Origin of the sequence: uncultured Sphingomonas sp. (genome assembly GCF_902806265.1) — a bacterium.
Classification (GTDB): Bacteria; Pseudomonadota; Alphaproteobacteria; order Sphingomonadales; family Sphingomonadaceae; genus Sphingomicrobium.
This window is the reverse complement of the sequence record NZ_CADCVZ010000021.1, coordinates 1-20,554: the sequence shown is the minus strand read 5'-3', so window position 1 is coordinate 20,554 and position 20,554 is coordinate 1. Positions and strand designations below refer to the sequence as shown.

21 protein-coding genes are annotated in these 20,554 nt (G+C 68.0%); 17 read left to right on the top strand and 4 right to left on the bottom strand.

Annotated elements, in window-relative coordinates; all coding sequences use genetic code 11:
- Positions 1 to 35 precede the first annotated feature (35 nt).
- Positions 36 to 2,024, top strand: a complete 1,989-nt coding sequence (locus tag QZX62_RS05055) for a protein-disulfide reductase DsbD domain-containing protein (RefSeq protein ID WP_294172657.1) — start codon at positions 36 to 38, stop codon at positions 2,022 to 2,024.
- On the opposite strand, the gene QZX62_RS05050 is transcribed toward QZX62_RS05055, so the two are convergent.
- On the bottom strand, positions 2,002 to 3,636 hold the full coding sequence (locus tag QZX62_RS05050; protein WP_294172655.1) for an amidohydrolase: 1,635 nt from the start codon (positions 3,634 to 3,636) through the stop codon (positions 2,002 to 2,004). The genes QZX62_RS05055 and QZX62_RS05050 overlap by 23 nt on opposite strands.
- A gap of 52 nt (positions 3,637 to 3,688) precedes the next feature.
- On the opposite strand from QZX62_RS05050, the gene QZX62_RS05045 reads away from it, so the two are divergent.
- Together QZX62_RS05045 and QZX62_RS05040 are read left to right on the top strand one after the other, a co-directional pair.
- Positions 3,689 to 4,909: a threonine ammonia-lyase gene (locus tag QZX62_RS05045; protein WP_294172654.1), complete on the top strand. Its 1,221-nt coding sequence runs from the start codon at positions 3,689 to 3,691 to the stop codon at positions 4,907 to 4,909.
- Between the two features lie 138 nt (positions 4,910 to 5,047).
- Positions 5,048 to 5,860 (top strand): arginyltransferase, encoded by an 813-nt coding sequence (locus QZX62_RS05040; protein ID WP_294172652.1) that lies wholly within the window; start codon positions 5,048 to 5,050, stop codon positions 5,858 to 5,860.
- A gap of 69 nt (positions 5,861 to 5,929) precedes the next feature.
- Here QZX62_RS05040 and QZX62_RS05035 read toward each other — a convergent pair whose 3' ends face one another.
- Positions 5,930 to 6,238 (bottom strand): GIY-YIG nuclease family protein, encoded by a 309-nt coding sequence (locus QZX62_RS05035; protein WP_294172651.1) that lies wholly within the window; start codon positions 6,236 to 6,238, stop codon positions 5,930 to 5,932.
- Positions 6,239 to 6,294: 56 nt separating this feature from the next.
- Entirely contained in the window at positions 6,295 to 7,002 is a 708-nt protein-coding gene (ctrA, locus tag QZX62_RS05030; RefSeq protein WP_294172650.1) for a response regulator transcription factor CtrA, read from the bottom strand.
- A gap of 285 nt (positions 7,003 to 7,287) precedes the next feature.
- Here ctrA and QZX62_RS05025 point away from each other — a divergent pair, with 285 nt between their 5' ends.
- The 3 genes from QZX62_RS05025 to QZX62_RS05015 all read left to right on the top strand — a co-directional run bounded on the left by QZX62_RS05025 (position 7,288) and on the right by QZX62_RS05015 (position 8,900).
- Complete coding sequence (locus QZX62_RS05025; RefSeq protein ID WP_294172648.1) at positions 7,288 to 7,947, top strand: RluA family pseudouridine synthase; 660 nt, start codon at positions 7,288 to 7,290, stop codon at positions 7,945 to 7,947.
- Entirely contained in the window at positions 7,931 to 8,347 is a 417-nt protein-coding gene (gene arfB / locus QZX62_RS05020) for an alternative ribosome rescue aminoacyl-tRNA hydrolase ArfB (protein WP_294172646.1), read from the top strand. Before QZX62_RS05025 ends, arfB begins: the two co-directional genes overlap by 17 nt.
- Positions 8,348 to 8,420: 73 nt before the next feature.
- Positions 8,421 to 8,900, top strand: a complete 480-nt coding sequence (locus QZX62_RS05015) for a GAF domain-containing protein (protein WP_294172645.1) — start codon at positions 8,421 to 8,423, stop codon at positions 8,898 to 8,900.
- Here the strand turns inward: QZX62_RS05015 and QZX62_RS05010 are convergent.
- Positions 8,897 to 9,370 carry a universal stress protein gene (locus QZX62_RS05010; protein ID WP_294172644.1) on the bottom strand — a complete coding sequence of 158 codons (474 nt, stop codon included), beginning with the start codon at positions 9,368 to 9,370 and terminating at the stop codon, positions 8,897 to 8,899. The genes QZX62_RS05015 and QZX62_RS05010 overlap by 4 nt on opposite strands.
- A 101-nt stretch (positions 9,371 to 9,471) precedes the next feature.
- Between QZX62_RS05010 and QZX62_RS05005 the strand changes: the two genes are divergently transcribed.
- From QZX62_RS05005 to QZX62_RS04955, 11 genes are all read left to right on the top strand, one after another.
- Positions 9,472 to 10,788 (top strand): pyruvate dehydrogenase complex dihydrolipoamide acetyltransferase, encoded by a 1,317-nt coding sequence (locus QZX62_RS05005; protein WP_294172643.1) that lies wholly within the window; start codon positions 9,472 to 9,474, stop codon positions 10,786 to 10,788.
- Positions 10,789 to 11,224: 436 nt separating this feature from the next.
- Positions 11,225 to 11,611, top strand: a complete 387-nt coding sequence (locus tag QZX62_RS05000; RefSeq protein WP_294172641.1) for a hotdog domain-containing protein — start codon at positions 11,225 to 11,227, stop codon at positions 11,609 to 11,611.
- The gene (gene lpdA, locus QZX62_RS04995) at positions 11,604 to 13,019 is read left to right on the top strand and encodes a dihydrolipoyl dehydrogenase (RefSeq protein WP_294172639.1); all 1,416 of its coding nucleotides are present in this window, start codon (positions 11,604 to 11,606) and stop codon (positions 13,017 to 13,019) included. Before QZX62_RS05000 ends, lpdA begins: the two co-directional genes overlap by 8 nt.
- Before the next feature lie 75 nt (positions 13,020 to 13,094).
- Positions 13,095 to 15,557: a DUF305 domain-containing protein gene (locus QZX62_RS04990; RefSeq protein WP_294172636.1), complete on the top strand. Its 2,463-nt coding sequence runs from the start codon at positions 13,095 to 13,097 to the stop codon at positions 15,555 to 15,557.
- A gap of 199 nt (positions 15,558 to 15,756) precedes the next feature.
- On the top strand, positions 15,757 to 17,073 hold the full coding sequence (locus QZX62_RS04985; protein WP_294172634.1) for an amidohydrolase family protein: 1,317 nt from the start codon (positions 15,757 to 15,759) through the stop codon (positions 17,071 to 17,073).
- A gap of 43 nt (positions 17,074 to 17,116) precedes the next feature.
- Positions 17,117 to 17,707: a DUF4142 domain-containing protein gene (locus tag QZX62_RS04980; RefSeq protein ID WP_294172631.1), complete on the top strand. Its 591-nt coding sequence runs from the start codon at positions 17,117 to 17,119 to the stop codon at positions 17,705 to 17,707.
- A gap of 9 nt (positions 17,708 to 17,716) precedes the next feature.
- Positions 17,717 to 18,082 carry a DUF3140 domain-containing protein gene (locus tag QZX62_RS04975; protein WP_294172628.1) on the top strand — a complete coding sequence of 122 codons (366 nt, stop codon included), beginning with the start codon at positions 17,717 to 17,719 and terminating at the stop codon, positions 18,080 to 18,082.
- On the top strand, positions 18,079 to 18,483 hold the full coding sequence (locus QZX62_RS04970) for a cupin domain-containing protein (RefSeq protein WP_294172626.1): 405 nt from the start codon (positions 18,079 to 18,081) through the stop codon (positions 18,481 to 18,483). The genes QZX62_RS04975 and QZX62_RS04970 overlap by 4 nt, the downstream gene beginning before the upstream one ends.
- Before the next feature lie 207 nt (positions 18,484 to 18,690).
- Positions 18,691 to 19,062, top strand: coding sequence for a 30S ribosomal protein S12 (gene rpsL, locus QZX62_RS04965; protein WP_028969180.1), 372 nt, complete (start codon positions 18,691 to 18,693; stop codon positions 19,060 to 19,062).
- Between the two features lie 58 nt (positions 19,063 to 19,120).
- A complete protein-coding gene (gene rpsG / locus QZX62_RS04960; RefSeq protein WP_294172623.1) occupies positions 19,121 to 19,591 on the top strand; it encodes a 30S ribosomal protein S7 in 471 nt (156 codons plus the stop codon).
- A gap of 107 nt (positions 19,592 to 19,698) precedes the next feature.
- Positions 19,699 to 20,554 (top strand): GTP-binding protein (locus QZX62_RS04955; protein ID WP_294172621.1); only part of this gene is annotated, 856 nt, incomplete at its 3' end.

Sequence of the window (20,554 nt, the reverse complement as noted above, 5' to 3'; positions counted from 1 at the left end):
GCTGAAACAAGTTCAGCATGACGCTAATGGGTCCGATGCTGCGCTTGCTCCTTCTTCTGCTGACCTTGCTCGCGGCTCCAGCGGCAGCCCAGCTGCGCCCGCCCGGTCCTTCCAACATCAGCCCGCAGCTGGTGGTGGATGGCCCCGTTCAGCCCGGCAGCGAAGTCGACCTCGCCATCCTGATGACTCCGAAGGCCGGGTGGCACGGCTACTGGCTCAACCCCGGCGACGCGGGCCAGCCGATGCGGGTCGACTGGCAGCTGCCCCCCGGCGCCGCAGTTGGCGCCCTGCGCTTCCCGGTGCCGGAGCGCCTCACGATCGCCGGGCTGATGAACTATGTATACAAGGGTCCGTACGCGATCCTCACGCGGCTTAGGGTTCCGGCGGACGCCCGCGGCACCCTGCCGATCCGCGCTTCCACCCAGTGGCTCGCCTGCACCGACCAGATCTGCGTGCCCGAAGGCGGCAAGCTGGCTCTGGACGTGCCGGTTGGAGGCGGCGCGGATCAGGCCGCTCGCTTCGACCCGTGGCGGCAGGCGCTCCCGCGGCCGCTCGGTTCGCCCACTCGCTTTGAGGTCAGCGGCGACCGGTTGCGTGTCGCCATTCCGCTGCCCCGCTCGGTGCCGCTCGGCGAGCCCACCCTGTTCGCAGCGACGGACGGCGCGATCGACTATGCGGCGCCGCAGCGCTTCTTCCGTTCCGGCGACACGCTGGTGGCGGAACTGAAGGCACGGGCGGGCGGCGAACTGCGGGACTTCGCCGGAGTGCTCACGACCGGCAACGGAAGCGGCCTTGAGTTCCGCGCCGGGCCGGGCGCGGTGCCGGCGGGCGGAACGCCGGTCGGCGAAGGCCAGGGCAGGGCCATCCTGCTCGCGGTGCTCGGCGCGCTCGCGGGCGGGCTGCTGCTCAACCTCATGCCCTGCGTGTTCCCCATTCTCGCGCTCAAGACCCTGGCGCTGGCCAAGGCTGGCGGCGAGGAGCGGGCGGCCCGCCGCGATGCGCTCGCCTACGCGGCGGGAGCGGTGATCGGCACGGGCGCGCTCGGCCTGGCGTTGCTCGCCATCCGGGCCGGCGGGAGCGCCACCGGCTGGGCGTTCCAGCTGCAGGACCCGCGCACCGTGCTCCTGCTGTCGCTGCTCGCCACGGCCATCACCCTCAACCTGCTCGGGCTATTCAAGCTGCCGGTCATCGGCGGCGAGGCCAGCCCCCGCAGCGGCTTCGCAACGGGTGCGCTCGCAGCGTTCGTGGCCACCCCCTGCGCCGGGCCGTTCCTCGGCGTGGCGCTGGGGGCCGCGCTGCTGCTGCCGGCCGCGGGCGCGTTGGTGGTGTTCGCGGCGCTCGGCCTCGGGCTCGCCTTGCCCTTCCTCCTGCTGGCCTTCGTGCCCGCGCTCCGCCGCCGCTTGCCCCGGCCTGGGCCGTGGATGGCGCGGCTGCAGCGCATCCTGGCGATCCCCATGGCGCTCACCGTCGCCGCCTGCCTGTGGCTATTGTGGCGGCGTGGCGGTGAACCGGCGCTGCTCATGGCGCTGGCTGCGGTGGCGCTGCTGGCGTTGCTGCTGATCGGCTACGGCCGCCTTCAGCCGCGCGGGCGGTCGCTGGGCGCAGCCGCTCTGCTCGGGTCGCTGGCGATCGGCGGGACGGCCGCCGCGGCCCTCCCTGTGAATACCGCCGCCACCCGCCCGGTGGCCGGTGCCGAGCCGTGGAGCGAGCAGCGGGTCGCCGCCGCGCTTGCCGAGGGCCGCCCGGCATTCGTCTATTTCACCGCCGACTGGTGCCTCACCTGCAAGGTCAACGAGGCCGGCGCGATCGATCGGGACAGCGTCCGGGACGCTTTCCGCAAGGCGGGCGTGGAAGTGCTCGCCGGAGACTGGACGGACGGCAATCCTGCGATTACCCGCTTTCTGGAAAGCCGGGGACGGGCAGGGGTGCCGCTCTACCTCTGGTACCGGCCGGGGTCGTCCGAGCCGGAGGAACTGCCCCAGGTGCTGACGCCGGGGATGCTTATCGCCCGGATTGAGGCTTAGCCTCCCACACCTTCTCACCCGCGATCCAGGTCTGCACCACCTGAGTCCGCGCCAACTCGTGCGGGCTAACTGCGGCAACGTCCCGATCAACCAGGATGAAGTCCGCGTGGGCGCCCGGCTCCAGGCTGCCGAACTTTCGCTCCGCGAACCCCGCCCAGGCCGCATCGCGGGTGAAGCCCGCCAGCGCCTGCGCGAAGCTCAGCCGCTCCCATGGCCACCACCCGCCCGTCGGCTGGTCGTCGAGCCCCTGCCGACTCACCCCTGCCGCCAGGCCGTGGAACGGATTGGGATGCTCCACCGGAAAGTCGGAGCCGAGCGCCAGCCGAGCCCCGCTCTTGTCCAGCGTCTGCCAGGCGTAGGCGCCGGTCAGCCGCCTGGGCCCGAGCCGCGCTTCGGCCATCAACCGGTCGCTGGTCTGATGCACCGGCTGCATGGAGGGGACGACCTTGCCGCGCGCGAACCGGCTCAGGTCGGCCGCGTCCACCACCTGCGCATGCTCCACCCGCCAGCGCTTGTCGCCGCGGGCCGAGCCGAGCGCCTCATAGGTATCGAGCACCATGTCGTTGGCCGCGTCGCCGATCGCGTGCACCGCCAGCTGGAAGCCCTTGGCCGCCGCCGCACCCGCCTGCGCCTTGAGCTCCGCCGGTGTCAGCAGCGGCAGCCCGCGCGTGTCCGGCTTGTCCGCATAAGGCTGCTTGAGCCAGGCTCCGCGCGAACCCAGCGCGCCGTCGGCATAGAGCTTGATCCCGCCCAGCCGCAGCCGGTCGCCATGTAGCCATTCGGTCGGCCCGCCCGGAGCGATGGCGTTCAACGCATCGCTGCCGCCGGCATAGGCGATCACCCGCATCTGCAGCCGCCGGCCTTCGTACAGCCGCCTAATCGCCGCCCAATCCTCCGGGCTCGTGCCCATGTCCGCCGCGGTGGTCAGCCCATGCTCGAGCAGCATGGCCTGCGCCTTGAGCAGCGCCGCCTCGCGCTGCGCCGGGGTGGGCGGCGGCACCTTGTCGTCGATGAGGCGGGTGGCAACGTCCACGAACAGCCCGTTCTCGATCCGCCCGCCCGGCGGTGCCTTTGTGGCCGCGGTCACGCCCGCCGCCTTCATCGCCGCGCTGTTGGCGACCGACGCATGGCCGTCGACCCGCTCCAGCCACACCGGCCGATTCGCCACCGCAGTGTCCAGGTCCGCCGCGGTCGGAAATCGCTTGTCCGCCCATAACTCCTGGTTCCACCCGCGGCCGGTGATCCACGGCAGGTCCGGGTTCGCCGCCGCATAGTCTCGCAAGCGCCCCTGCAGCTCGGCCAGCGACTTGGTGCCAGTCAGGTCCAGCTGGCTGAGCGCCAGGCCGAGCCCCATCACATGGCCATGCGCGTCGATCAGCCCGGGCAGCATCGTCCGCCCGCCGGCATCCACCGTCCGCGTGCCGACGGACAGCTTCAGCTGCTCGCCCCGCAGCACCTGCTTCACCTTGCCGTCGTCGCCGATCAGCAGGCCCGTGAAGCGCTGCAGCTTGCCATCCGCGCCGACCTGGACGCCGTTGGCGTTGGCGACCAGCGTGTCGGCGAGTGCGGGCGAGGCGAGCAGGGCGGCGGCGAGGAGCAGGGCGGTACGCATGAGCCCGCCCTAGCATTGTTCCCGCGACGGGGAACAGCTACGCCGCGCCCCCATGACCCTGCCGCTGCCCACCATTGACGACATCCGCGCCGCCGCCGCCCGCATCGAGGGCGCCGTCCTGCGCTCGCCCACGCTGAAGAGCCGCACCCTGTCGGAGATCACCGGCGCGGAGGTGTTCCTCAAATTCGAGAACCTGCAGTTCACCGCGGCCTACAAGGAGCGCGGCGCATTGAACAAGCTGCTCCACCTGACCGACGACGAGCGCCGCCGCGGGGTCATCGCGGCTTCCGCCGGCAACCACGCCCAGGCGGTCGCCTACCACGCCAAGCGGCTCGGCATTCCCGTCACCATCGTCATGCCGACCAACACGCCCACGGTGAAGGTCATGCAGACCGAGGAGCATGGCGCCCGCGTGATCCTCCACGGCGAGCGGTTCGACGACGCCTTCGCCCGTGCGCAGGAGCTGGAAGCGGCGGAAAGCTTGGTGTTCGTCCACCCGTTCGACGACCCGCACATCGTCGCCGGCGCGGGCACCGTCGCGCTGGAGCTGCTCGCCGACGTGCCCGACCTCGACACGATCGTGGTGCCGATCGGCGGCGGCGGGCTGATGTCGGGCGTCGCCACCGCCGCTAAAGCGCTCCGCCCGGACATCGAGGTGGTCGGAGTGGAAGCCGAGCTCTACCCGTCCATGAAGAACTGCATCGACGGCACCACCACCTCGATCGGCGGCGACACGCTGGCCGAGGGCATCGCCGTCAAGGAGCCGGGCGCGCTCACCCGCCGGATCATCGGTGAGCACGTCGACCGCATCGACCTGGTGGCCGAGCGAGACATCGAGCATGCGGTGGCGCTGCTGGTCGGGATCGAGAAGACGGTGGTGGAGGGGGCAGGCGCCGCGGGCCTCGCGCTCATCCTGGCGCAGCCGGAGCGGTTCAAGGGCAAGCGCGTCGCCACCGTGCTGTGCGGCGGCAACATCGACACCCACCTGCTCGCCAACGTCCTCATCCGCGAGCTGGTCCGCGCGGGCCGCATCGCGCGGCTGCGCATTGCGGCGCAGGATCGACCCGGCGCGCTCGCCGCCATCACCGCCAAGTTCCACGAGGGCGGCGTCAACATCATCGAGACCAACCACCACCGCATCTTCACCCGCCTGCCGGCCAAGGACACGGTGATCGAAGTCGAATGCGAGGCCCGCGACGCCCAGGCGATCGAGGCGCTGGTCGGGCGGCTGGAGGAAGGCGGCTTCGTGGTCGAACGGGCCGAGCTGGATTAAGTCTAGATGGGAGGCCTTGCCCCACCCCGGCACATCTTCCTAAATTAACCCTTCTCCTCCATGGCTCCAGCTCTTCCCAAGAGCGTTGGGCTATGGGTAGTTAGTCGCGTAAACCCTCTCGAGGATCAGCGAGGCCGCTTGAGCGCACCGTTTCGTTTTCCGAAATTCTTCGTCACCTCGCCGAGCCCGTGCCCGTACCTGTCTGGCAAGGTCGAACGGAAGGTGTTCACCGAACTGTCCGGCAACCATGCCGGGGAGCTCAATGAGGCATTGGGCCGAATCGGCTTTCGCCGCAGCCAGTCGGTTGCCTATCGCCCGAGCTGCATCGACTGCAATGCGTGCGTCTCGGTCCGTGTCGTGGCGGACGAGTTCCAGCCGACCGCCACCCAGCGCAAGCTGATCCGTCGCAATTCCGACCTCGAGGTCACCGCCTGCAAGCCGTGGACCACCGAGGAGCAATACGCCTTGCTCCGCCGCTACCTGGCGGTGCGCCACCCGGGCGGCGGCATGGCGGAAATGGACGAGAACGACTTCGCCGACATGGTCGAGCAGACGCCCGTCCGCACCTATGTCGTCGAGTATCGCGAGCCCTCGACCGACGGCCGCCCGGGCAAGCTCGTCGGCGCCTGCCTCAGCGACCAGCAGGCGGACGGGCTGTCGATGATCTACAGCTTCTACGACGTCGGTCCCGAGGCGCGCAGAGGCCTGGGCACCTACATCATCCTCGACCACATCGTCCGCGCTGCGCGTGCCGGGCTGCCCTACGTCTACCTCGGCTACTGGGTCGATGGCTCCGACCGCATGGCTTACAAGGTCGGCTTCAAGCCCATGGAACGCCTCGGCCGCGAAGGCTGGAAGCCGCTGGACGCGCCGGGCGCCGACCTGCCGGAGCGGCGCTTCATGCAAAACGCGATCGGGGTCGAGCGGCGGCGGGGGCTACTGAAGATTTAGCGCGAACTCTCTGCTCTGGCCGTCCGTTCTCATCGTCATTCCCGCGAACGCGGGAACCCAGACCAACACTCAAAGCGAGCCTAGTCCGAAGTCCTCCGCCAAGTCGCGCCACTCGGGATTGCTCGCATCGATAAGTTCAAGCTTCCAGGCACGGTTCCACTTCTTGATGCGCTTCTCACGTCCGATAGCAGCTTCCATCGTGGCATGCTGCTCGAACCAGACAAGCAGCTCGACGCCGTAGTCGCGGGTGAAGCCAGGAAGCAGTCCGAACCGATGTTTGTGGATGCGGGTGAGGAGATTGGACGTCACACCTACGTAGAGCGTTCCATTGCGCTGCGACGCGAGCAGATAGGTGGTAGGCCCGAAATCTCGGTGCATGGTCGGGCTTAGCTGGGTTCCCGCTTTCGCGGGAATGACGAACTAAGGCTCCAAACTCACGCCACCGCCGTCTCCGGCAGCGCATTCTCGTTGCTGTCCCGCAGCACGTAACCGCGGCCCCACACCGTCTCGATGTAGTTGTCGCCGCCGCACGCCAAGCTCAGCTTCTTCCTGAGCTTGCAGATGAACACGTCGATGATCTTGAGCTCGGGCTCGTCCATGCCGCCATAAAGATGGTTCAGGAACATCTCCTTGGTCAGCGTCGTCCCCTTGCGGAGCGAAAGAAGCTCCAGCATCGCATATTCCTTGCCGGTCAGGTGCACGCGGCTGCCGTCGACCTCGACCGTTTTGGCGTCGAGGTTGACCGCCAGCTTGCCAGTGCGGATCACCGACTGGCTGTGGCCCTTGGACCGGCGGACGATGGCGTGGATGCGGGCGACTAGCTCGTCGCGGTGGAAAGGCTTGGTGACATAATCGTCGGCGCCGAAACCGAGCGCGCGGACCTTCGAATCCATCTCGCCGATGCCCGACAGGATCAGCACGGGCGTGGTGACCTTGTTGCTCCGCAGCTTCTTCAGCACGTCGTAGCCGTGCATGTCGGGCAGGTTCAGGTCCAAGAGGATGATGTCGTAGTCGTACAGCTTGCCGAGATCGAGGCCTTCTTCGCCCAGGTCGGTGGTGTAGACGTTGAAGCCTTCGGTTCCGAGCATCAGCTCGATGCTCTTGGCCGTCGTCGGCTCGTCCTCGATCAGTAGCACCCGCATGCGTGTGTCCCCCCGTTCAGGTCGCCCGAGCGTTACGCCCTCTTAACGGCCTTGAAGCCAGCATTAACCATTCGCGGTCTGACCGACAAAGGTTAAGATGGTCTAAAGCAAGGTTTTCCGCGGGAATCGTTGCACGGGTGCATCAGTGACCTCGTCGTCACCCCCGGGGACTGACCCGGGGTCCGCCTTCCCTTTACCGTCATGCGTTTGAAGAACAGGCGGACCCCGGCCCAGGGCCGGGGTGACGAGTTGCGGTAGCTACGTCCGCGTGTCATCGCGCGCACCATGCTCTCCGACCGCATCCTCTTCGTCGACGGCGAGGCGCTCGTTATCGACAAGCCCGCGGGCCTGCCGGTCGACCGGCCGCGCGCCGGGGGCGAGAGCATCGAGGGGCGCCTCCATGAGCTGAAGCTCGGCTTCCAGCGTCCGCCGACCCCGATGCACCGGCTCGATCGCGATACCTCGGGCTGCCTGCTGCTCGCCCGCAACGCCAAGGCGCGGGCTCGGCTGCAGCAGGTGTTCGAGCAGCGGCTGGTCGAGAAGGCTTACCTCGCCCTCATCGGGGCGGAGCTGACGGAGGAGAAAGGCACTATCGCCATCCCGCTCGCCAAGCATTCCACCGCCGATGCGGGTTGGCGGATGGTGGCCGACGTCCGGGGACAGGAAGCGGTCACGCACTGGCGCCGGTTGGCCAGCTATGGCGAGCGCACTCTGGTCGAGTTCCGTCCGGTGACCGGGCGCACCCACCAGATCCGCGTGCACGCGCGCGAGGCGTTCGCCACCGGGATCGTCGGCGACCGGGTCTACGGCCTTCCCGGCGGGCCCATGTTGCTGCATGCCTCGCGCCTCCGCATGCCGCGCGACCCCAGGCCCGCAATCGACGCCACAGCGCCGTTGCCCGACTTCTGGCCCGAGGATATCCGGACGCATGGTCATACGGCCTGAAGAGGTGGTGCTCCCCGAAGCCGCGCTGTCCGAGCGCTTCCTCGCGGCCAGCGGGCCCGGCGGGCAGAACGTCAACAAGGTCGCGACCGCCTGCCAGTTGCGAGTGGACGTGTTCCGCCTCGGCCTGCCGCCGTATGCCTACGAGAAGCTCAAGAGCCTGGCCGGCAGCCGCATGACGGGCGCGGGCGAGCTGGTGATCACCGCCCGCAACTACCGCACGCAGGAGGCCAATCGCGAAGATGCGCGGCGCAGACTGGCGGAACTGATCGCGGCTGCCCATGTGCGGCAGGCCAAGCGTCGGCCGACCAAGCCGTCGCGCGCCGCCAAGGCTAGGCGGGTCGAAGCCAAGAAGGGCCGGGGTGCGATCAAGGCGGGGCGGGGCAGGGTGAGCCTCGACTGAGCGTCATCCCAGCTCACGCTGAGCTCGCAACCGCATGAGATCCCGGCCTGCGCCGGGATGACGAAGGAACAAGATGTACGACTTCGAGATCGCCGCCGCCGACAAGCCCACGCTCTACCGCGACCTCACCGCCGCCCTGGAGAGCCTGGTCGCGGGTGAGCCCGATCCGATCGCCAACATGGCCAACGCTTCCGCGCTGATCATGGAAAACCTGCCCGACCTCAACTGGGCCGGCTTCTACCGCAACATCGGCGGCGAACTCGTCCTTGGCCCGTTTCAGGGCCGCGCCGCCTGCATCCGCATCCCGTTCGGCAAGGGCGTGTGCGGCGCGGCGGCGCAGACGCTGCAGGTGCAGCGGGTAGAGGACGTCCACGCCTTTCCAGGTCACATTGCTTGCGACGCCGCGAGCGCGAGCGAACTGGTGGTGCCGATCGTCCGCAATGGCGAGCTGCTCGCGGTGCTCGACCTCGACAGCCCAAGCAAGGCGCGGTTTGACGCGGAGGATGAGGCCGGCTGCGTCGCGCTGGGAGAGGTGCTGGCGCGGGTGCTCTAGCTCAACTGCTCCAACCGCGCGTCACTCAGCCCACCCGGGATGATCATCACCGGGCACGGCAGCCTGCCCGCATCCGTGCCGGCGAACGCCGCGACCAGCAAGCCGGGCGACCCGCTCGGGGCCGCGCCAAGCACTAGGGCGGCGATCTCCTGCCGTGTGCCGATGACCTCGCGCACGACCTGCACCGGATCGCCCGCTTGCACGGTGATCCGTGGTCGGCTGCCCTCCGCGTCCGCAATCTCGCCGAGGCTGCCGCCAACGATGCCCTCGATCCGCAGTCGCTGCTCCTCCTCGATCGCCGCCTGCACTCCGCCCCACTGGACGAAGTCCTGCGGCTCGACCACCGCCAGCACCTCCATCGCCCCGCCGGTCTTGGCCGCGCGCCGGGCGGCGAAGCGCAGCGCGACGCGCGCTTCCTCGCTGTCGTCGATCACCACTAGGTAGGTACGGGTGGGCTCCGGCTCCATCATCCATATCCGTGCGCGTTTCGCTGCGTCCGCGCAAGCTTGACGGAGCGGGGCGGCTGGTCTTTGAGCGGGTGGACTCTTCTCACCCAGCGCAAGGCCTCTCCATGGCGACCGAACTCAAGATGCCCGCTCTGTCCCCGACCATGGAGGAGGGTACTCTGGCCAAGTGGCTGGTCAAGGAAGGCGACACCGTCAGCTCCGGCGATATCCTGGCCGAGATCGAGACGGACAAGGCGACCATGGAGTTCGAAGCGGTGGACGAGGGCACCGTCGCAAAAATCCTGGTGCCCGAAGGCACGGACGGAGTGAAGGTCGGCACCGCCATCGCGCTGATCGCGGGCGAGGGAGAGGATGCGGCGAGCGTCACCCCGGCGCAGGCCGGGGCCTCAGTCGCTGGAGAACCGAAGTCCCCGCCGCCTGAAACCCCGGCCTCCGCCGCGGCGACGCAACCGGCACCGACCGCACCTGCCCCCGTCGAGACCCCGGCCGCTCCGGCCCAGCCCGCGGCCACCCCGCAGCCCACGGGCGACCGTATCAAGGCTTCTCCGCTAGCCCGCCGCCTGGCGGAAGCGCAGGGTATCGACCTGTCCTCTCTGAAGGGCAGCGGCCCCGGCGGCCGCATCGTTCGCGCCGATCTCGGCACCGCCGCTGGTGGCGGGCTGGCTCAGCCGCAAGCGCAGCAGCAGCCGGCCGCCGCTGCCCCGGCACCCGCACAGCCCGTCACCACCGACATTCCGCATGAAGCGGTCAAGCTCAGCAACATGCGCAAGACCATCGCGCGCCGCCTGACCGAGTCCAAGCAGCAGATCCCGCACATCTACCTGACAGTCGACATCCGCCTCGACGCGCTGCTGAAGCTCCGCGGCGAGCTCAACGCGAGCCTGGCGGCGCGGGGCATCAAGCTCAGCGTCAACGACATGCTGATCAAGGCGCTCGCCCTCGCCCTCCTCGAAGTGCCGGAGGTGAACGTCAGCTTCGCCGGCGACAGCCTCATCAAATACAGCCGCGCGGACATCTCGGTCGCGGTCAGCATCGCGGGCGGGCTCATCACTCCCATCGTCACCGACGCCGCGGCCAAGTCGATCTCCGCGATCAGCACCGCGATGACCGACCTCGCCGCCCGCGCCAAGGACGGCAAGCTGCAGCCCCACGAATATCAGGGCGGCACCGCGAGCATCAGCAACATGGGCATGTTCGGCATCACCCAGTTCGACGCGGTCATCAACCCGCCCCAGGCGATGATCCTGGCGATCGGCGCGGGTGAGAAGCGGCCCTATGTCCACGGCGACCAGCTCACCGTCGCCACCGTGATGAGCGCCACCGGCAGCTTCGACCACCGCGCCATCGACGGCGCGGACGGCGCCCGCTTCATGAAGGCGTTCAAGGCGCTGGTGGAGAACCCGCTGGGGCTGGTGGCCTAGGTGCTGTCTCCCGTCGAACAACGGCAAATCAGCTTTGCGCCTCTTCTCCTAAAATCTTACCTGATTGGCACACCCGTGGCCGCGGCTGCGCTCCACATTGCTGTCGCACTGATCGCGCCGGGCGACGGTGGTACGATGCTCGCGCTTACCAGTGGATTGATCTTCATTCTGCTCCTGGTCGTTATTGCTTGCGTCGCGATGATAGCACTCCCCTTAGCTGCACTTGTTAGTTGGCCACTTCGGGGTCTTGTTTATTCTCAACCCGTCACCGCCTTCTTTCTAGCGACAGGGATTGGATTACTTCTCGGTGCAGTTCCAACGAAGACGCAGCTCCAGATTGGGCCTGGAGACTTTTGGTCCGGTCCTCTGGTTGGCTTCGTATTTGGAGCAGTCTGGTTCTGGGTAGTGCTTGTAGCTTCGCGAGAGGCGCGTCACGTTGACTAACCGCACGCCCCTCATCCGCACCACCGCCATGCCGGCCGACACCAACCCGTACGGCGGCGTGTTCGGTGGGTGGGTGATGGGGCAGATGGGCCTCGCCTGCGGCTCCTTCGCCTCGCGCCATAGCCAAGGCAAGGCGATCCTGGTGGCGGCCGACGAGCTGCGCTTTCCCGGCGCGATGGCGGTCGGCGACGAGCTGTCGGTTTATGTCGACTTGCTCCGCCAGGGCCGCACCTCGCTCCGCCTCAGGGCCGAAGCGCTCGGTCGGGAGCGGGACGGCGACAAGGAAGCGCTGGTCGCAAGCGGCGAGTTCACCTTTGTCGCGCTGGACGAGAACAACAGGCCGCGGCCCCTCGCGGCAGAGGATGGAACGAATGGCTGACCAATATGACGTGATCGTGCTCGGCTCGGGACCCGGCGGCTATGTCGCGGCGATCCGCTGCGCGCAGCTGGGCTTGAAGACCGCGATCGTGGAGCGCGAGAACCTCGGCGGCATCTGCCTCAACTGGGGCTGCATTCCGACCAAGGCGCTGCTCCGCTCGGGCGAGGTCTATCACCAGATGAAGCATGCGGAGAGCTACGGGCTCTCGGCGGGCCAGGTCGGCTTCGATCTCGCCAAGGTGGTCGCCCGCAGCCGTGCCGTCGCCAAGCAGCTCAATCGCGGCGTCGGCGGCCTGATGAAGAAGAACAAGATCGTGGTCCACATGGGCACCGGCAAGCTGACCGCGCCCGGCAAGCTGCAGGTTGCGCTCAACGATGGCGGCACCGCTGACCTGCAGGCGAAGCACATCATGATCGCCACCGGCGCCCGCGCCCGCGAGCTGCCCTTCGCCCAATCCGACGGCAGGCGCCTGTGGACCTACCGCCACGCCATGGTCCCGGAGGAGATGCCGACCGACCTCCTGGTCATCGGCTCGGGCGCGATCGGGATCGAGTTCGCCAACTTCTACAACGATCTCGGCGCCAGGGTGACGGTGGTCGAGATGCTCGACCGCATCGTGCCGGCCGAGGACCTGGAGATCTCCGCGGCGCTCCAGAAGAGCCTGGAAAAGCAGGGCATGACCATCCTCACCGGCGCCGGCGTCGAGAGCCTGACCGACGACGGTCAGGGCGTCGCGGCCAAGATTAAGGCCGCGGACGGCACCGTCAGCGATCGCCGCTTCAGCCATTGCATCGTCGCGGTCGGGATCGTCCACAACATCGAGGGTATCGGCCTCGAGGAATTGGGCGTCGTGGTCGAGAAGGGCCGCATCACCATCGACGGGTACGGCCGCACCAACGTGCCGGGCGTGTGGGCGATCGGCGACGTGACCGGCGCCCCCTGGCTCGCGCACAAGGCCAGCCACGAGGGCATCGTCGCTGCCGAAAGCATCGCCAAGGAACTCGGCAACAATCAGGTTCACCCGCACAAATTCGAGGCCAGCAACATCCCGGGCTGCACCTACTGCCACCCCCAGGTCGCTTCCGTCGGCCTGTCCGAGGCCAAGGCCAAGGAAGCCGGCTACGAAGTCCGCGTCGGTAAGTTCCCGGCGATCGGCAACGGCAAGGCCATCGCGCTCGGCGAGACCGAGGGCTTCATCAAGACGGTGTTCGACGCCAAGACCGGCGAGCTTCTGGGCGCGCACATGATCGGCGCGGAGGTGACCGAACTGATCCAAGGCTACACCATCGGCAAGACCGCGGAGCTGGTCGAGGACGATTTCGTCAACACCATCTACCCGCACCCGACCCTGTCCGAGATGATGCACGAAAGCGTGCTCGCCGCCTACGACCGGGTGCTGCACATTTAGCTTGCGCCTGAACCGCTTGCCGGGCGGAACCGGGCTGCTAGGGTCTTGGCGCAACCAACCTGCCGGGAACCCTGCATGACCGCTCCGCGCCGTTCGTCCGTTCGCCACCTGCTGCTTGGAACCGCGGGGCTGTTGCTCGCGGCCGGAACGGCGGCGCAGCAGGCGCCGATCCTCCAGCCCGGCGCGCCCGGTCAGCCTACGCGCCCCCTGTCCCCGGCGGACGCCGTGCGGATCGCGGACAACCGCTACTCGCCCGACGACGTCCGCTTCATGCAGGACATGATCGTGCACCACGCCCAGGCAGTGGAGATGACGGGGCTGGTCAAGGGCCGCACCGCGCGCAAGGAAGTGAACGACGTCGCCGGGCGGATCGACGCCTCGCAGGCCGACGAGATGCGCTTCATGCGCACCTGGCTGCGCGAGCGGAACCAGCCGCTGGCGGCGGCGCAGATGCAACACGGCGCCGGTCATGCCCAGCATGGCTCCGGGCATAACGAGCACGCCCGCATGGGCATGGCCACGCCCGAGCAGCTGGCGGCGCTCCGTGCGGCGAGCGGACCCGCCTTCGACCGTCAGTTCCTCCAGCGCATGATCACCCACCACGAGGGTGCGGTGACGATGGCCAAGGAGCTGCTCGACAAGCCCGGCTCGGCCCACGACCCCGTGCTGTACGCCTGGGTCGACGAGGTGATCAACGAGCAGGGCGAGGAGATCAAGCGCATGACCGGCCTGCTGGTCGGCCTGGTCGAGGACCCGCGCTCGGGCCTCCAGGCCGGCTTCCGCAATGCCGGCCAAGCCGCGCGGCACATCAGCCTGGTTGCCAGCCTGCCCAAGCCGACCGGCTTCTTCGATCCCGGCAACCCCGGCGGACTGCCGCTGCCCAAGCCGGCCAAGGCGGAGGAAGAAGGACGTAAGGCGGGCCAGCCCGCCAAGCCCGACGAGCCGGAGGTCAGCGACCGCGGGCCCTTCCTCGACTTCGCCAACACCGACATGGCTTTTTCCCGCGACCTGCTGGCGGCCGGCAACTACCACGGCTTCAATCTCTACCGCGTCGGGCAGAGTGCGCCGCCGCAGCTGCTCAGCTCGGTCATCTGCCCGGGCGGGCAGGGCGACATGAGCATCGTCGGCAACCTCCTCATCATGTCGGTGGAACAGCGTCGCGGCCGGGTCGACTGCGGCCGCCAGGGCGTCGCCGAGGACGTCAGTGCCGAGCGCTTCCGCGGCCTGCGCATCTTCAACATCGCCGATCCCACCCGCCCGGTGCAGGTCGGCCAGGTCCAGACCTGCCGCGGCTCCCACACCCATTCGGTGGTGTCCGGGCCCGGCCGCGACGGCAAGATCATCGTCTACGTCTCGGGCACCTCGTCGGTCCGCAAGGAGGAGGAGCTCAAGGGCTGTGTCGGCGACGTGCCCGGCGACCGCCGCACCGCCCTGTTCCGCATCGATGTGGTCGAGATCCCGGTCGCCGACCCCTCGCGCTCGCGCATCGTCGACAGCCCGGCGGTCTTCGCAGACCAGCGCTCGGGCACGCTCGCCGGCCTGTGGCGCGGCGGCGACCATGGCGACGGCACGCAGACCACCAGCCGCACCGACCAGTGCCACGACATCACCGTGTTTCCCTCCGCCAAGCTGGCGGCGGGCGCCTGCTCGGGCAACGGCATCATCTTCGACATCGCCGATCCGCGGAAGCCCCGCCGGATCGACGCGGTGGTCGATCCGACCTTCGCCTACTGGCACTCGGCGACCTTCAACAACGACGGCACCAAGGTGCTGTTCACCGACGAGTGGGGCGGCGGCAGCCGACCGCGCTGCCGCGCGCAGGACCCGCGGAACTGGGGCGCCAACGCGGTCTACGACATCGACGGCGGCAAGCTGAAGTTCCGCAGCCACTACAAGCTGCCGGCGATCCAGACGGAGCAGGAGAATTGCGTCGCCCACAACGGCTCCATCGTCCCCGTGCCCGGCCGCGACATCTTTCTCCAGGCCTGGTACCAGGGCGGGATCTCGGTGATCGACTTCAGCGACTCCGCGAGCCCGCGGGAGATCGCCTATTTCGATCGCGGTCCGGTCGATCCCAAGCATCTGGTGCTGGGCGGCTACTGGTCGGCCTACTGGTACGGTGGCCGGGTCTACGGGACGGAGATCGCGCGCGGCCTGGACGTGCTGGCGCTGCAGCCCAGCACCGACCTGACTGCCAACGAGATCGCGGCCGCAGCGCTCGCGCAGCACCCGGACGACCGCTTCAACCCGCAGCAGCAGCAGCCGGTGCGCTGGCCCGCCCATCCGGTGGTAGCGCTCGCCTACCTCGACCAGCTGGAGCGCAGCCGCAGCCTCGCCCCCGAACGGACGGCCGAGCTGCGGGCGGCGCTGGCGCAGGCCGCGCCGGCGATCGCGGCGCGCCGTACCGACCGCCAGCTCGCGGCCCGGCTGCAGGCGGCCGCGGGCGGGCTGACGCTGGCCGCGGCAGATCCGGCCGCGAGCAAGCGGCTGACCGCGCTGCGCGCTACGCTCGGCGCACTGGCTGGCACGTTGCGCTGATCCGCTGGGGCGGCGGGGCGTAACAGGTGAAAACCCTGTCCTACAGCCGCTCGGCTGTGCCATGGTTTGGGAAGGTCAGGAAGCAGGCGAGCAAATGAAGGTCACGAAGGTCACACGGTCCGTAGGCAATTTCTCCAGAACGGCTGATTTCCGCCAGGCTGGAAACCGTGTTCTTGGTCAATCGAGTCAACTTGCCCGCATGATCCTCGTCGCGGCCGCGGCCTTCGCCTTCGCGACGCCGGCCGCCGCCGAGAAGGTGGTGGTCACCGCCGACCGGATGGTCGACGTGCTGACCGGCCGGGTGGTGGAGCGCCCCGCGGTGTTCATCGGCGACGATGGGCGCATCACGGCCGTGGCCGACGCCCGCACCGCCCGCTGGGGCAGCGACGTCCGGCACATCGACCTCTCCGGCCAGACGCTCTTGCCCGGGTTCATCGACATGCACGTGCACTTGGACAGCCCGGCCGACATCGGCGGCTACCGCGACCTGGAGTTCACCGACAGCTTCTTCGGCATGACTGCGGTCGGCAATGCGCAAGACATGCTTCGTGCCGGCTTCACCACCGTCCGCAACGTCGGCGCGCAGAACCGCAACGATGTCGGACTCAAGCAGGCGATCGAGAACGGCTATGTGGTCGGACCGCGGATCGTTCCCGCCGGCTTTTCGATCGGCGCTACTGGCGGGCATTGCGATTCCACCTTCCTGCCCCCCAGCCTGGAGACGGAGCAGGAAGGCGTGGCCGACGGCGTTGAAGCGCTGCGCTACCAGGTCCGCCGCCAGCGGAAATATGGCGCGGAGGTGATCAAGGTCTGCGCCACGGGCGGCGTCTTCTCCCGCAACACCGAGCCCGGGCAGCAGCAGCTGTCGGAGCCCGAGCTCCGCGCGATCGCCGACGAAGCGCACCAGTGGGGCCTGCGCGTCGCCGCCCACGCCCATGGCGCCGACGGCATCAAGGCCGCGATCCGCGCAGGCATCGACACCATCGAGCATGCTAGCCTGGTCGACGAGGAAGGCATCCGCCTCGCCGCCCGGCGCCAAAGGCCGGTTTGGTTCTCCATGGACATCTACAACACCGAATATACCCAGGCGGAGGGCGCCAAGAACGGCGTGCTGCCCGACAACCTCCGCAAGGACCGGGAAGTCGCGCAGATCCAGCGCGACAACTTCCGCCGGGCGCACCGCGCAGGGGTGAAGATGGTGTTCGGCTCCGACGCCGGAGTGATGCCGCACGGGACCGCGGCGGGTCAGTTCAAGACGATGATGGACTATGGCATGACCCCGCTGGGGGCGATCCAGGCCGCCACCCGCAACGCCGCCCAGGCCCTCGGTCGGGAGCGTGACGTTGGCGCCATCGCCGTCGGCCGCTTCGGCGACCTGGTGGCGGTCGGGGGCGATCCGCTGACGAACCCGGGCACGCTCGCGCAAGTCAATGTGGTGATCAAGGGCGGCCAGCTGGTGAAGCCCGCCCCGAGCACGGCAGGACGGATCCTCAGCGGAACGGCAACGCCGCGCTAGGGTTGTGCCTCCGAGACCGGCTGAACGGTTCCACGGAGGATTGATGACCCGAATGATGTCGCTTGCCGCGATTGCGGCACTGGCGCTCGGCGCCGCGGCCTGCAAGCAGGAGGGGACCACCGTCTCGAACAACGTCTCGGGCTCGACCGACCAGACCGACGAGCCTGGCGTCGCCAACCTCGGGGCGGCCGCCGCTCCAGCCGGCATGCAGCTGAACGCTCAGCAGTTCTCCGAAACCGCCGCCGGCAGCGACCTGTTCGAGATCGCCACCGGCAAGCTGGCCCAGCAGAAGGGCTCATCGGCCGCGGTGAAGGGCTTCGGCGGCATGCTGGTGGACGAGCACACCAAGGCGTCGAACGAGCTCAAGGCCGCCGCCGCCAAGGTCCCGGGCGTTGCTCTCCCCGTGGTCCCGCCGCCCGAGCTCCAGGCCCGGATCGATGCGCTGAAGGGCCTCAGCGGCGAAGCCTTCGACCGCCAGTTCCTCGCCGATCAGACAGCTAGCCATCAGCAGACGCTGACGGCACTCAACGCCTATGCCGCCACCGGCGAGGCCCAGCCCCTCAAGGAACATGCGGCGCGAGCCACAGGCGTAGTGCAGAAGCACCTCAACGAACTCAACCAGCTGCAGCAGTAGGAGGACGGGATGGCCGCCGAGACCCTTGACCGCGACGAGACCGTTCGCGAGTTCCACGACGCCGTGAACATGAGCGCGTCCGAGCTCAACAAGTGGCTGGATACCGAGGACAGCAAGGCTGTCGGCTGGAAGGGCGAGGACGGCCACGGCGACGGCGAGAGCGTCGGCCATGCCAGCGGTCGCCGCATCGTCGAGCTGCTCGGCAGGAAGAAGTCCGACCTCGACGAGGATGACTTGGCGCACATGCGCAAGGTGGTGGGCTACGTGCACCGTCACATGGCGCAGGGACCCGGCAGCGACGTCGAGCATTCCCGCTGGCGGTACAGCCTGATGAACTGGGGTCATGACCCTGTGAAGAAAGGATCGGCCAAGTGAAGCGCGGTTATTGTGCAGACATCGAGGAAGCCACGATCGCCAACAACGACTTCCGCCGCGTGCTCTATACGGGCGAGCACCTGCAGCTCGTGCTGATGAGCCTCGCGCCAGGCGAGGAGATCGGCGAGGAAGTGCACGAGGACCGCGACCAGTTCTTCCGCTTCGAGGAGGGTGAGGGCGTGGTGCTGATCGATGGTCAGGAGAACAAGGTCGAGGACGACTTCGCCGTGATCGTGCCCGCCGGCGCCCGTCACAATGTCAGGAACACCAGCGACGAACCGCTGCAGTTCTACACGCTGTACGGTCCGCCCGAGCACAAGGACCATACCGTCCACAAGGACAAGGAGCAGGCCGAACGCGACCACGACAACGACGAATGGGACGGCACAACGACCGAGTAGCTTGGCTGTCACCCGTTGACCGGCATGGAGGCGCCCTGTATGGGCCCGCTCGTCGGGCGTTGGTGAGCCAACACTCGCCGGACAAGAGCTGAATATTGCTCAACATGCGTGAAGGCCGGGCGGCTCCGAAGCCGCCGGGGTTTCACGCCTTTGGTGTTGAGCAGAGTAACCGCCGGGGCTGCCGGCAAGAAAAGGTGAAGAGGCTTCATGCCAACAATCAATCAGCTGATCCGCAAGGGTCGCGAGCCGCAGAAGGCCAAGTCGAAGGTTCCTGCGATGGAGCAGAACCCGCAAAAGCGCGGCGTCTGCACCCGGGTCTATACGACGACCCCCAAGAAGCCGAACTCGGCGTTGCGCAAGGTGGCCAAGGTCCGCCTGACCAACCAGCGCGAGGTGATCAGCTACATCCCGGGCGAGGGCCACAACCTCCAGGAGCACTCGGTGGTGCTGATTCGGGGTGGCCGTGTGCGCGACCTTCCAGGTGTGCGCTACCACGTGCTGCGCGGCGTGCTCGATACCCAGGGCGTCAAGGACCGCCGTCAGAGCCGTTCCAAGTACGGTGCCAAGCGGCCCAAGTAAGCTGGTTCAGGCTGCGCCGCTCCGGCTGGCGCGCCGATCGTCATAAAGGATTGCTGATATGTCCCGTCGTCGTCGTCCCGAGAAGCGCGAGATCCTGCCCGATCCGAAGTTCGGGGATCTCACCCTGTCCAAGTTCATGAATTCGGTTATGCTGGACGGCAAGAAGTCGGTCGCCGAGCTGATCGTCTATGGCGCGCTCGAGAATGTCGAGACGCGCCTGAAGCGCGATCCTCTGGGCGTGTTCCACGACGCCCTCAACAATGTGAAGCCGGGCATCGAGGTCCGCAGCCGCCGCGTCGGCGGTGCGACCTATCAGGTGCCGGTCGAGGTCCGCGACGTGCGCGCCCAGGCACTGGCCATTCGCTGGCTGATTTCGGCTGCGCGGTCGCGGTCCGAGAAGACCATGTCGGGCCGCCTGTCGGGCGAACTGATGGACGCCTCGCAGAATCGCGGCAATGCCGTTAAGAAGCGCGAGGACACGCACCGCATGGCCGAAGCCAACCGCGCGTTCTCGCACTATCGTTGGTAAAGGTTCCTCCGGCTGCCGCCTCCGGGTGGCGCTGGTAAAACAAGCACCTATATAGCGGGGAGCTGGTTCACCGCCGGTTTCCCACATCGCCAAGGAAGACAACGATCATGGCCCGCAGCCATCCGCTCGAGCGTTATCGCAATATCGGCATCATGGCGCATATCGACGCCGGCAAGACCACGACGACCGAGCGCATCCTCTATTATACCGGCAAGTCCTACAAGATCGGGGAGGTCCACGAGGGCACCGCGACCATGGACTGGATGGAGCAGGAGCAGGAGCGCGGGATTACCATCACGTCGGCCGCGACGACCTGTTTTTGGAAGGCGCAGGACGGCGAAGGCGAAGAGCACCGCATCAACATCATCGATACGCCCGGCCACGTCGACTTCACTATCGAGGTCGAGCGCTCGTTGCGCGTGCTCGACGGCGCGGTGGCTTGCTTCGACGGCGTTGCGGGCGTGGAGCCGCAGTCTGAGACGGTGTGGCGCCAAGCGGAGAAATATAAGGTTCCGCGGATGTGCTTCGTCAACAAGCTCGACCGCACGGGTGCAAGCTTCGAGCGCTGCGTCGACATGATCAAGGACCGCCTTGGTGCGCGTCCGGCGGTGCTCTACCTGCCGATCGGCATCGAGGGTGGGTTCAGGGGCTTGGTCGACCTGGTTGAGAACCGCGCGATCATCTGGCTCGAGGAGAGCCTGGGCGCGAAGTTCGAGTATCAGGATATCCCGGCCGACCTGGCCGGCGCCGCCGCGGCAGCTCGGATGGAGCTGATCGAGATGGCCGTCGAGCAGGACGACGACGTTATGGAGACATATCTCGGCGGCGAGGAACCGGACACGGCCACGCTCAAGGCGTTGATCCGCAAGGGCACGCTCAACTTCTCCTTCGTGCCGGTGCTGTGCGGTTCGGCGTTCAAGAACAAGGGCGTTCAGCCGCTGCTCGACGCGGTGGTCGACTATC